This window comes from Synechococcus sp. Cruz-7E5 (assembly GCF_024345995.1).
Classification (GTDB): domain Bacteria; phylum Cyanobacteriota; class Cyanobacteriia; order PCC-6307; family Cyanobiaceae; genus Regnicoccus_A.
Genome location: NZ_JAGQCE010000017.1, coordinates 46,443 through 57,816 on the forward strand (window position 1 = coordinate 46,443; position 11,374 = coordinate 57,816).

Annotated in this window: 11 protein-coding genes; 7 read left to right on the forward strand and 4 right to left on the reverse strand. The window is 66.7% G+C overall.

Annotation, left to right across the window (positions count from 1 at the left end):
• The first annotated feature begins 74 nt into the window (after positions 1-74).
• From KBY77_RS14675 to KBY77_RS14685, 3 genes are all read left to right on the forward strand, one after another.
• On the forward strand, positions 75-803 hold the full coding sequence (locus KBY77_RS14675; protein ID WP_255106020.1) for an HD domain-containing protein: 729 nt from the start codon (positions 75-77) through the stop codon (positions 801-803).
• A gap of 5 nt (positions 804-808) precedes the next feature.
• Complete coding sequence (locus tag KBY77_RS14680; RefSeq protein ID WP_255106021.1) at positions 809-1,189, forward strand: CBS domain-containing protein; 381 nt, start codon at positions 809-811, stop codon at positions 1,187-1,189.
• Positions 1,190-1,272: 83 nt separating this feature from the next.
• Positions 1,273-1,794 (forward strand): magnesium transporter, encoded by a 522-nt coding sequence (locus KBY77_RS14685; protein ID WP_255106023.1) that lies wholly within the window; start codon positions 1,273-1,275, stop codon positions 1,792-1,794.
• Here KBY77_RS14685 and KBY77_RS14690 read toward each other — a convergent pair.
• Both KBY77_RS14690 and KBY77_RS14695 read right to left on the reverse strand, forming a co-directional pair.
• Complete coding sequence (locus tag KBY77_RS14690) at positions 1,733-6,007, reverse strand: cation-transporting P-type ATPase (protein ID WP_255106026.1); 4,275 nt, start codon at positions 6,005-6,007, stop codon at positions 1,733-1,735. The genes KBY77_RS14685 and KBY77_RS14690 overlap by 62 nt on opposite strands.
• A 397-nt stretch (positions 6,008-6,404) precedes the next feature.
• A complete protein-coding gene (locus tag KBY77_RS14695) occupies positions 6,405-7,145 on the reverse strand; it encodes a DUF6781 family protein (RefSeq protein ID WP_255106028.1) in 741 nt (246 codons plus the stop codon).
• A gap of 151 nt (positions 7,146-7,296) precedes the next feature.
• On the opposite strand from KBY77_RS14695, the gene KBY77_RS14700 reads away from it, so the two are divergent.
• The gene (locus tag KBY77_RS14700) at positions 7,297-7,518 is read left to right on the forward strand and encodes a hypothetical protein (RefSeq protein ID WP_255106032.1); all 222 of its coding nucleotides are present in this window, start codon (positions 7,297-7,299) and stop codon (positions 7,516-7,518) included.
• A complete protein-coding gene (locus KBY77_RS14705) occupies positions 7,515-7,811 on the forward strand; it encodes an MTH1187 family thiamine-binding protein (protein WP_255106034.1) in 297 nt (98 codons plus the stop codon). The genes KBY77_RS14700 and KBY77_RS14705 overlap by 4 nt, the downstream gene beginning before the upstream one ends.
• Before the next feature lie 31 nt (positions 7,812-7,842).
• Here KBY77_RS14705 and KBY77_RS14710 read toward each other — a convergent pair whose 3' ends face one another.
• On the reverse strand, positions 7,843-8,238 hold the full coding sequence (locus KBY77_RS14710) for a transglycosylase SLT domain-containing protein (RefSeq protein WP_255106037.1): 396 nt from the start codon (positions 8,236-8,238) through the stop codon (positions 7,843-7,845).
• Positions 8,239-8,906: 668 nt separating this feature from the next.
• Between KBY77_RS14710 and KBY77_RS14715 the strand changes: the two genes are divergently transcribed.
• On the forward strand, positions 8,907-9,326 hold the full coding sequence (locus KBY77_RS14715; RefSeq protein ID WP_255106039.1) for a tellurite resistance TerB family protein: 420 nt from the start codon (positions 8,907-8,909) through the stop codon (positions 9,324-9,326).
• A 98-nt stretch (positions 9,327-9,424) separates the two neighbouring features.
• The gene (locus tag KBY77_RS14720; RefSeq protein WP_255106042.1) at positions 9,425-10,306 is read left to right on the forward strand and encodes a ZIP family metal transporter; all 882 of its coding nucleotides are present in this window, start codon (positions 9,425-9,427) and stop codon (positions 10,304-10,306) included.
• An 805-nt stretch (positions 10,307-11,111) separates the two neighbouring features.
• Here KBY77_RS14720 and KBY77_RS14725 read toward each other — a convergent pair.
• The coding region (locus KBY77_RS14725) for a hypothetical protein (RefSeq protein ID WP_255106044.1) at positions 11,112-11,374 on the reverse strand (263 nt) is incomplete at its 5' end.

Consider the following 11,374-nt stretch of genomic DNA (forward strand, 5'->3'; position numbering starts at 1 on the left):
GGGGAGTGCCGGAGGCGGCGCCAAGAGGCAGTTCGGGCATCATGGGAAAACGATTCCATCGAGTGCCCCAGGGGTTGGCTTCGGTTCTCATCACCCCCCGCTACAGCGAGGCCCTGCAGTGGGCGGCGGATCTGCATCGCGAACAGCGGCGTGACGGCAAGGAGGTTCCCTACCTGTCGCACGTCATCGCCGTAAGCTCCCTGGTTTGGGAAGACGGAGGCAATGAGGACCAGGCCATCGCCGGCCTCCTGCATGATGCGATCGAGGATGCCGGCCAGAGCCACAGTTCGATCGCCCATCGCTTCGGCAGCCCAATAGCGGACATCGTGCAGGATTGCACCGACCCCGGCAAGCATGACGCCGACGGCAATGCCGCCGCCTGGTTCCACTGGAAACGCCTCTATCTCGACAGCCTGGCCCGAAAACCAGAGGCTTCCCTGCTGGTGACCGCGGCGGACAAAGCGCACAACGCCTGGGATCACCTGCTCGACAGCCACCGCGATCCCACCTGCTGGCAGCGGGCCAGGGCGGGTCTGGAAGCCTCGGCCTGGTACTTCCAGCGGTTGGAACAGGAGCTGAAGAGACGGCTGCCGGATAGCCGGTCGGTTGAACGACTGGGCGGGGCGGTGGAAGGGATTCTCGCGTTGCCGGAATTCCTCCGCGTGGTTCCTCGCGGCGGTGATCCCATGGAGTGGGCCCTGGCCTACGAACGGCGACTGGCGACCATTCAAGGCGATTCTCGGCCCCACGCCCGGGAAGGTGAAGGCGGACCCTCCAGGGAAACGCCTTCCCGGAGCGGCTGATTCGCGTGGCCCTCTCCCCGCCCTTTCCCATCCGCTCCAAGACGGCCGGCGCCCATCTCACGGAGCTGGTTCCACGTGCGCTGGCGACCGAGCAAGCAGACGATGTGCGCACCCGTCTGGCGCGCGGGGATTTCAAAGTGGTCGAGTCGCTGTACGTGCTCGACGAAGCCGGGAGGCTGCAGGGGCTCGTCGCGCTGGTGGATCTGCTGGCGGCGCCTGCGGAGACCTCGATGCTTGAGCTGTTCCGGCCCGTACGGGTGTGCGTCCATCCCCTCGACGACCAGGAGCAGGTGGCCGGGCTGGCAGTGGAGCACCAGCTGGCCGCCGTTCCGGTGGCGGACCGCGAGGGCCGCTTCCTCGGGGTGGTCCCCCCCCTACGGCGCTGATCACGATCCTGCGCCGGGAGCACATCGAGGATCTGAACCTCCTGGCCGGTCTGCAGCACGATCACCTGCGCTCCCTCCGAGCGATGACCGAAGCACCGGTCCAGAGAGCCAGGGAGCGGCTGCCGTGGCTGCTGGTGGGCCTGGCGGGCAGCTTCCTGGCCACCTGGGTGGTCTCCCGCTACGAGGAGACCCTGAGCCGGAATGTGATGGTGGCGTTCTTCATGCCAGCCATCGTCTATCTGGCCGATGCCATCGGCACCCAGTCGGAAGCGATCGCGGTGCGCGGCTTCTCGATGAACCACGTGCCACTGCGCCGTTCGATCGTGGGGGAGATCCAGACCGGCTTTCTGATCGGCTCAGTCCTTGGCCTGCTCAGCGTTCCCCTCGTGGTGATCGGATTCGGCAGCCAGCGCCTGGCCCTGGCGGTGGCGCTCTCGATCTTCGCCGCCGGCGGGATGGCCACCAGCATCGGCATCCTGCTTCCCTGGGGGCTGGAGCGGCTCGGACGGGACCCAGCCTTCGGCTCCGGGCCCGTGGCCACCATCATCCAGGACGTTCTGAGCCTGGTGATCTACTTCCTGATGGTGCAGTTTCTGGGGGTGTGACTGCCTCTGCCGCGGTTCTCGCCGAGGGAGAGCTGCCGCCCCTTGCAGACCGTGGCGTGGAGCCAGGAACTGCCCGCGGCGGGGTCAGCCAACTCTGCAGCCAGGGAAGCACCACACCCACCCCGGTGCCGACCGCCGTGGCTGTGCCCGCCTGCAGCAGTCCCAGAGGCCCCAGGGGCCGGCAGCCGAAGGCCTGGCTGAGCACGGGAGTCTGGACCGTGGCGAGCAGCGCGCCGAAGGAGCCCATGCCGGTAAGCAGGTTCAGACCGTCCGTGCGGCGCGTGGCCATCGCCTGACCCAGCTGGGTGCCCACCAGCGCCAGCAGGCCGACGGTGTTGGCGGCCTGCCGATCGCCGGCCATCCCTGCCACCGAGCGGGCGATGCCGGCGCTGAGGGCCGTGATCGTGGCCGTCCGCAGGATGTCCTGATCCAATGCCTTCCCCAGACTCGCCTCGGGGCCTTCCTCAAGCAGGTCCTCGGGCTTCAGATCCGCAGGGGGCCGCAAGGCGATCGCGAGCGCCGGGGCAACGTCGGTGAGCAGGTTCAGCAGCAGCAGCTGGCGCGTGGTCAGCGCCGGCCGCCCCTCCCCCAGTCCGGTGAACAGGGTGAAGCCGATCTCACCGAGGTTGCCCCCAACCAGCAGTCCCACCGCGTCCCGCACCGACCGCCACAGCGCCCGGCCCTCCAGCACCGCCCGCACGATCGTCTCGATCCGGCCGTCGGTCACCACGATGTCGGCGGCGGAACGGGCGGCTTCTGTGGCCCGGGAGCCCAGGGCGATGCCCACATCCGCCAGGCGGATCGCGGCTGCGTCGTTCGCCCCGTCGCCGGTCATGGCCACCACCCGCCCGGCCTGCCGCAGGGTCCTGACGATCTGCATCTTCTGCATCGAGGTGATCCGCGCGAAGACCGACGCCGACAGCACCGCTTCCTGCAGTTCGGCGTCGTTCATGTCCTCGAGCATCGGACCGGTGAGCACGCTCCCGTCGGTGGGCAGATCCAGCTCCCGCGCGATGGCGGCGGCGGTGGCCGGATGGTCGCCGGTGATGATCTTCGCGGCCACTCCCGCCCGGCGCAGATCGGCCAGCGCCTCCCGCGCCGTCTCGCGGATGGGGTCCTCCAGCGCCACGAAGCCAACGAACTCCAGATCCCTCACGTCGACATCGGCGAGTTGGCCGCAGCAGGAGTCGGACAGCGCCCCGGCCTCGTCGGGACTCCGGGAAGCCACCGCCAGCACCCGCAGCCCCCTCTTGGCCAGATCCCTGGCCACCCCCATCAGACGTTCCCGGGCCGCACCGTCCATCAGCACCGGCCCGATGGCGGTGCGCTCCTGCACGCTGGCGGCAAGCACGATCTCCGGTGAACCCTTCACGCAGAGGAGCCGCCGACCGTCCTGGCGGCAGAGGCTGGCGTGGTAACCGCGAGAAGGCTCAAACGGCAGCGAGGCCTCCGCTGGACACTCCGCCCGGATCAAACCAGCCTTCTCCGCGCCCTCCAGCAGGCCGCGATCGGTGGGATGGGCCAGCCGCTTGCCGGGTTCGGGCACCGGTGTGGCCCATAGCGCCAGACGCAGCACCAGCGTTCCCGCCGCATCCAGCTGCTCGGGGGCCATGGAACGGATGCCATCGGACACCTCCACCAGCCGGATGTGACCGGAGGTGAGCGTGCCGGTCTTGTCGAGGCAGATCACGTCGACGCGACCGAGGGACTCGATGGCGCGAGGATTGCGCACCAGCACCTTCTCGCCCGAGAGCCGTTCGGCTGCGGCGAACTGAGCCAGGCTGGCGAGCACCGGCAGCCCCTCCGGCACTGCCGCCACCGCCAGCGCCACGCCCTCGCCTAGCGCTCCGCGCGGATCCCGGCCGCGGGCCAGCGCGGAGAGCAGCACCGCAAGACCGCTCATTGTCGCGATCGGCGTGGTGATCTCGGTGAGCGATTCCAGCCGCCCCTCCACGCCACCAGCGAGGGCGGCATCCCTCACGGCCGCCAGCCCCCGCCGGGCTTCCGTGGCGTCACCCACGGCGATCACGACCGCCTCCACCTCACCGGCCACGACCGTGGTGCCCGCGTAGAGCATCGATCGCCGCTCCGCCAGCGCCAGAGCAGCGGTGGCATGCGGGTCCTTGGCGACGGGGAACGACTCGCCGGTGAGGACGGCCTCATCCACCTGCAGGCCCGTCGACGAAAGGATGCGGCAGTCGGCCGGCACCACCTCGCCGGCCTCCAGGCCGATCACGTCCCCGACCCGCAGGCCAGCGGCATCGATGCGGCGCAGTTCGCCGCCATGCCGCACCCAGACGGGCGCGGCATGGCGGCACTGGAGGGCCGCGACCGCCCGCTCCACCCGCTGTCGCTGGAAGGCTCCCATCAGCGCGTTGCCGGCAAGGACCGCGAGGATCAGGCCCGCATCCACCGGCGAGGCCACGAGAGCCGAGAGGGCCGCACCAGCGGTGAGCACCGGCACCAGTGGGCTGTCCAGTTCCTCCAGGACAAGCCGCATCAGATCGCTCCCCGGCGGGCCCCGCCGTTCCTGCGCCGAATCCCCTTCCGACTCCTCCACCGTTCCGTCGCGGCCTCGATGGTCGACGCCCAGGCGCTCCAGCACCTCCTCCACCTCCATCGCGTGCCAGGGGGTGGTGTCGGCCGCCGGCTCCGGTGGATGGGCCTCAATGCTGCGGGCCAGGCGGACGCCGTTGGCGATGGCGATCACCGCCAGCAGATGGGTGGCCTGGTTCACCCCCAGGGTGGTGCGGCGGTCAACCCCGTCCAGGCAGAGGGCCAGCCCCACCACCACCTCGATCAGGGAGGCCTGCACGCTCTGCCTGGCACAGCGACGTGCCGTTCGGCAGGCAGGCAGCAGCAGCCAGGCGGCGGTGAGGTCGGGCCCTGCGATCACATGCGCGCCCCAGGGGGGAGGGCCCTGCTCCTGCCGGAAACCCACCCCCAGATCCGCTGCGGCCAGAGCTTGCAGGTGCGGCCCAGCGAACACCATCACCCCGCGGCCTTCGGCCTGCAGGGCGCGCACCGCCGCCGTGGCGGCCTCACCGGGGGGGCAGCGCCGATCGGCATCGCCCGGAAGCCGCTCCTCCGCTTCCGCCACCACCACCCGCATCAGGCCCGCCTCCCGGGCCGCTGTCAGCAGTGCCTGCCCCCAGACCGCATCGAGGAGGGCGCTCTCGATCACCAGGCAGTCAATCCGATCGAGCCGCTCGAGGGCTTCCGGGTCGAGCAGCAATGCGCCGCTCTCCGCCAGGCGGTGGGATAGCTCGAGGGTGAAGGCGCTGCGTCCCAGCACGGCTGGTCGTGGTAGCGACGCCAGCACCGCCCCCGCCGAGCCCTCCAGGTCCCCGCTGGACGCCAACCCGAAGCCGAATGCGCCCAGCGCAAGCATCCCCGCCTTCTCGGCGTAGATCTCGATCGCACCCTCCCGTAGAGGGCAAGGGCGCTCTCCGATCTCCGGACTGCATTCGGGGTGATCGCCTGGCTCGGCGCTCAGCTGTGCTTCGATCTCCTCCCACTGGCGTCGTTGCCGCAACCGCGCCCGCAACTGCAGGGAGTGCTCGAGCAGGGCCACCAAAGGCCCGGCCAGGCCCCGCAGCAGGGCATGGTCCACCCCATCGGCCAGGGAGAGGATCAGATCGGCCACGCCGCTGCCCAGCACCCGCTCGATGGCCTCCCGCAACCCGGGCACCGATTCCACCGAGCGGAGCACAGCCGCCAGGTCGATGCCCAGCCGCTCGCCCACTCCGGTGCCGCGCAGGGCGACTCCGACACCGCCGCCGACAAGCTGCGCCGCCAGGTCGACGAGGCCGCGCAGGATGGGCTCCAGGTCGGCCGGGTGCTCGCCGCAGGGGCCACCGGGCACCCCGAGTTCCTGATCCAGCAGACCGAGCCGTGCTTCCAGTTCCTCCAGACGCCGGACCAGCCTCTGGGGATCGCTTGCCGCGGCGGGGCCGTCGATGACGACGCGCCGGGCCTCGGCGTTGTAGCGGGCCCAGTTCACGTCCTCCTGCCGCTCGAACAGGGAGCGCACCGCCTCGGCAAAAAGCTCCTCAACGTCACTGCCAGGGTCCGGAGAGCGGACCTGGACGTGGGCACGCTCCGGCCCGGCCCAGACGTGGCGATTGCGCTGCCGAAGGAAGGCGAACCAATCCATCAGCAGACCCTCGGCGGTGGCCTGCCGGTAGGTCTCCGGCCCGTGGGGCTCTGCCATCACCGCAGGCTAGAAGCGCCGGTCCGTGGGCCGTCCAGAGTCCATTCCCGTGCTGTCCTGCACAAGCCGGGAACCCCGTTCTGAGGCGCTCCGATTGATACCAGGACCGATCCTCTCCTTGTTGGCGCCCAACTGGCTGCTGATGCCGATCCGGTGCCTGCCCTGCAGCGGGCCGCTCCAGCTCATCGATCGACTGCTACGGGGCATCGGCTTGATGGCTGACTGTCTAGGGAGAGTGGGCGTGATCGCCGCGTCCGATGGCATCGGAGAGCTTGACGGGGACCTGATAGAGGAACTGTTGGAAGTCCTGACCTCGTGGTGCACGGCTTCAGGACTCATGCACACCCTGCCGACGATGAAGGACTCATCGCACATCTGTGTCGCCGCGAAGCACGGCTCAGCTGCGCAGCTGAGGTTCCTGGGCTCCAGCACCGCCCTGCCCCTCTCCCTCCTCCTCAGCCGCCACCGGCGGCTGCGAGCCGCTCAGACGATCGGCGATCCCCCGCAGCACACCGCTGGTGAGGCCCGCCAGCAGGGCCGCTTCCTTCTGCAACACGGACGTGGTGACTTCCACCTGATCGCTCACGGTTTCGGCGAGGGCCCGGCCCAGGCTCGTCACCCCCTCCTTCACGGCTGAGCCGACTGCCGATCCCGACGCTCGCGCATGGTCCGCCACATCCACAAGGGTCGTGCGGGTGAAACCAGCCGCGCTGGATGCCGTCTGGCTGACGGTCTCGATGAAGAGGGATTCCAGGGTGGAGAGATCATCCAGACGCCGCCGAAGTGTCTGCCGGGAGAAGGCGCCGGCATTTCCGACGGCCTCTTCCAGGGTCAGGCGGGTCGCCTGGGCTGCGGCAGCCAGGGCCTCATCGAGTCCTTGCAGGGCCTCCCTGAGAGCCAGTTGCCCGTCACTGGCTCCATCAGCGCCGCCGGTGGCGCCGGCAACCACCGCGCGAACCACCTTCTGGACAGCGCCTTGATCCAGTTTTCCTTCGGTCAGGGCGCGGAGGGTGAGGCTGCGGACCTCCTTGCTGATGGCGGCCGGGTTGTCGCTCAGCACGGCGCGGACTTCCCGCTCGAGGGTTTCCTCCTGTCCGAGCGGTTGCTCCTGGGTCGGGGTCTGTTCCGGGATGGTCATGGCCGCTTGCACGGAGGCTCTGCCTTCCACTGTGGTCAAGGCTTTACCCGGGCGGGATGGGACGCGCTACTTGCGTCACACAGCGGCTTACTGATCGTGCCATGGTGTTCGCCGCCAGCGGTTTTTTGCTTGGTTCATCAGTGACCACCCCATGCGATTCACCTTCTCCCTGCCGCTGAACACCGCCTCGGTGCGCAAGGTCCTCAAGGCCCGCGGCATTGAAGCGGTCCTGGCGCAATGGCCTGAGTTGGAAGCCCATCGCTCACTGCTCAGCCAGGTCCAGATCGAGGAGCAGGAACGGGCGGCCTACGAACGCCTCAGTCAAGTGGCGGCAGGCCGGGTGGAGCGGTTGCTCGAGCTGCTCAAACAATGAAGGTGATCGTCGATCTCTGCGTTGTTCCGATTGGGGTTGGCGTCAACCTGGCGCCCTACATCGCAGCCTGCGAGCGGGTGCTGCTGAACGCCGGTCTCAAGATCCAGCTCCACCCCAACGGCACCGCGATAGAAGGCGAGTGGGCGCCTGTTTTCGCAGCGATCGAGGCCTGTCATGCGGCCGTGCATGCCATGGGCGCTCCACGCATCTTCACCACCGTGAAGGTCAACACCCGCACCGATCGAGACCAGACGCTGGAGGACAAGGTTGCAAGCGTCGAGGCGCTGCTGTAACAGCGTTTGCCGCCCGGGTAAGCCCCAGAGCTCATGGCTGATTGCCCCAGGGCCTCCAACCCGACTCGCGGAACATGCGATAGGCCACGGTGCTGTTGACGATCGGGTCCAGCAGCTGGTCCGGCGTATGAATGCCCATCGCGGCCATCAAGCGACGGTTTGCCGTGTAGTGGATCTGGAACAGACCGATGCAAGCCCCGGCGCAGCCACGGGCGGTGGGGGACAGGCCGCTCTCCAGGCGCGCCAGCCGGATGGCGGAATCATGGTGCGCAGCGGGCCACACCTGGCGGATGGCTGTGAGCACTTGGGACTGACCCGCTTGAGTGGCTTGAGCAGCGGGAGCCACCCAGGGAGTGGCCCCAAGGGCCAGGGTCGCACCGAGCAGCAGAGGGATGGCTCGTCCGGCAGAGACAGCGTGAAACAGCATCCATCCACCCGGCCAATTGAGTTGGACGGTATCGGCTACGGGGAGGCTTGACCAGTGGCCGACCCGTCAGGACATACCGATGGGTGTCGACCTACTGGAGCTCATTCACCCAGGCCGGATGGCAGCAACCGGTAGCCCATGTTCTGCCGCTAGATCGTGAAGCTCAGGCAAGCAGTGGTGGTTTCATTTGCACGCCTCCGCCGGTTACAGACTTCCTGGGCACAGGCGGCTTCGGTGGCTGACCAGCGCGCGAAATGCCGACTAGCCTTATCGGAGAGCGTCAACGGTACCTCAAAATTGACTACCACGCTCTCCAGAGGCATGGGAAGACCAGGCTCTGCAATGCTTCTCGTGCCATGGCCCCGTGAGACTTGGAACTTTTCGAGATGCCCCGAAGAGATCCCGAATTGGTCTTGAAGCCGCGAAAGGCTTAAGACTTGATGACCTACAGCTCCACTACTCTATCAACAGCAGTTTACCTGCATCGGAGATCACCCACTGCCGTATCCCAGGCATCTTGACGGCAGGGGTTTTCATTATCGTTTCATGGTTTCAGTAATGCCTGCATGCGGAAGCACTGACTCCGAAACTCGCCAAGGTTTGTGTCGCGATGACCGCCTGATTGCCAGCCCTGAGCTGTAATGAATGGAACCGAACAGGGATTCTCCATGACCCCCGCCGAGGCCTTCGCTGCCATTCCCCTGGCTGCCGTGTGCTGCGACAGCAACTTCAGCCTTGAGGAGGCGCACATCCTCAAGGAGCAGCTGATCCACCGCTCTCCTTACCGGAGCATGACACCGGTGGCCTTCGGCCAGCTCATCGATGGTTTGCTTCACCTCCTCCGCCGTGATCACTGGCAAGAACTGATCCGCCAAGCCGTGCCGGCCCTCACCGCCGCGCAGCAGGAAGTGGCCTACGGGTTGGCGACCCAGCTGGTGTTCTGCGATCGGGTGGTGAAACCGGAGGAGGAGACTTTCCTAACCATGCTGGGCACCGAACTTTCCCTGCCACCGGGCCGGGCCGTCCAGATCCAGGAGGTGTTTGCGCTGCTCCAGTGCGATGTTCTGGCTGATGTGGCCGGTGCCTGATCCCACCCCGGCCGTCGAGTGCCCTACTGCTGCGCAGAAGCCAAGGGCTAGGGCCGGTTGCAGGGAACTGGTTGGTGCTGCCCTGGTCGTGGCTTCTGATGCAGGAAGAGATCCGCCAGCCCTCTTTGTCAGTACGGCAAGCCGGCCCAGCCGCTCGCTTGCTGGAGCTTCGCGCAGCAGGATCGGGACTGATCGTCGCCGCCGGTGTGATCGAATTTCTGAGGACCCTCGATCCTCTGCTCCAGGCTCTGATCGCCACCCTGCTCGCCTGGGCGGTGACGGCCGCCGGCGCCTCCCTGGTGTTCTTCACCGCCACGCTGAACCGCCGGGTGATGGATGCCACGGTGGGATTCGGCGCCGGTGTGATGGTGGCGGCCAGCTTCTGGTCGTTGCTGGAGCCGGGAATCGCCCTTGCCTCCCAGCTGGGGCAGATCAGCTGGCTCACGGCGGCGGTAGGCGTTCTGGCAGGAGCCGTGCTCATGCAGCTGATGGAGCATTTCCTTTTGCCGGGGCGGCATCAGCGCACTGCCCTGCTGGTGACGGCGATCACCCTGCACAACGTGCCCGAGGGTCTGGCGGTGGGTGTGGCCTTCGGTGCCGCGGCAGCCGGCCTGCCTGCGTTCAGCCTGGGGTCAGCGGTGGCGCTGGCTCTGGGCATCGCCATCCAGAACTTTCCGGAGGGTGCGGCCGTCTCACTCCCACTGCGCCGCGAGGGTTGGAGCATGTGGCGCAGCTTCCTCGTCGGGCAGGCATCAGCGCTGGTGGAGCCCTTGGCCGGCGTGATCGGCGCGGGCGCCGTGCTGGTCATGCGGGGGATTCTTCCCCTGGCGCTCTGCTTTGCGGCCGGAGCCATGCTCTACGTGGTGATCAGCGAGCTGGTGCCGGAATCGCAGCGCCAGCGCCGCAATTCCGCGATCGTGACGATGGCGACCCTGGTGGGGTTCACGGTGATGATGACGCTTGACGTCGCCCTCGGTTGACCCCGATTGGGCCCGCGGATCCTGCTGGACGACCGCCCAGGACCCTGCTGCACCCCAACGGCACCGGAATCGAAGGCGAGTGGGCTTGTCTTCAAAGCGATCGGGACATGCCATACGGCCGTGCACGCCATGGGCTGCCCCCCTCTGCCAGGAAAGTTGACGCCTCTCCATCCCGACCGCTTCAGCCACCACGGACCGTTAACCAGCGGCGGCCTGTCATATCTGGGCCATTGGTGTGGGGGATGAGCCAATCAGACCTCGCGTCCATCGCACGCTCCGAAGTAACAAACAGAGGGGGGTGTTTCGTAAATCAAACCGGTGTCTCCAAGTCTAATAAGAAACAACAGGGCACATATCAGGGCGACCAGTCAAAACAATGCAACGCGAGGTTGATTCAGGCCTTCATTCGGCTACTTGCACTGGCGGGCTAACATCAATCGCAGGAGAGTGGAATAGACTATGCCTGGTAAACCTGACGAAACGTCGTCTATTAAGAGCTTGCGCGTCGGCATGCCTGCGTACTGGTATTCTCAAATACCCGTGCTGGTAGCGGTCAGCAAGCATGTTGAACTCATCTTAATGAATTGCCCGTATATTGTCAATGGTGTTGGAGCCGCCATGATGCTAAGTCTCGATGAACAGCGTATTGTTCTTGTAGCCCAGCAGATGGGGCTACTCAGACAAGGCAGGCCTCCCAATTATCTCAGGCCAAACCTCTGCATTTTTTTGAGTATCGCACTAGCACCTTTGACACTCGGTTTTTCGTTTCTGTTCGTTCCTATCTTATGGGTGATTCAGCATGACCTCACTGCCTCAAAGCTTGTGCGGCTTCGTAGTGAAATAGAAAGCCAGGCAAGGATAGCTCAAAAAGCTTCCCAATCCGCCCCTCAAAGGCAGGATCAATCCATAAGGGAAGCTCTGGAAAACCCGAGCCATCCGCGCGAAAATACCCCTGTAATCGCAAGCGCGGACTGGGTTCATGGGCAGCAAGCAGCTCGGATTCGGTGATTACGAGCAAGCCACGGCCAAGAAGCGCACAAGGCGCGAGCGATTTCTGGCCGAGATGGA

Excerpts from the sequence above, each read along its gene's own strand:
- KBY77_RS14685 (WP_255106023.1), top strand. The coding sequence starts at position 1,273 with ATGACCGAAGCACCGGTCCAGAGAGCCAGGGAGCGGCTGCCGTGGCTG.
- KBY77_RS14690 (WP_255106026.1), bottom strand. The coding sequence starts at position 6,007 with ATGGCAGAGCCCCACGGGCCGGAGACCTACCGGCAGGCCACCGCCGAG.
- KBY77_RS14695 (WP_255106028.1), bottom strand. The coding sequence starts at position 7,145 with ATGACCATCCCGGAACAGACCCCGACCCAGGAGCAACCGCTCGGACAG.
- KBY77_RS14700 (WP_255106032.1), top strand. The coding sequence starts at position 7,297 with ATGCGATTCACCTTCTCCCTGCCGCTGAACACCGCCTCGGTGCGCAAG.
- KBY77_RS14705 (WP_255106034.1), top strand. The coding sequence starts at position 7,515 with ATGAAGGTGATCGTCGATCTCTGCGTTGTTCCGATTGGGGTTGGCGTC.
- KBY77_RS14710 (WP_255106037.1), bottom strand. The coding sequence starts at position 8,238 with ATGCTGTTTCACGCTGTCTCTGCCGGACGAGCCATCCCTCTGCTGCTC.
- KBY77_RS14715 (WP_255106039.1), top strand. The coding sequence starts at position 8,907 with ATGACCCCCGCCGAGGCCTTCGCTGCCATTCCCCTGGCTGCCGTGTGC.
- KBY77_RS14720 (WP_255106042.1), top strand. The coding sequence starts at position 9,425 with ATGCAGGAAGAGATCCGCCAGCCCTCTTTGTCAGTACGGCAAGCCGGC.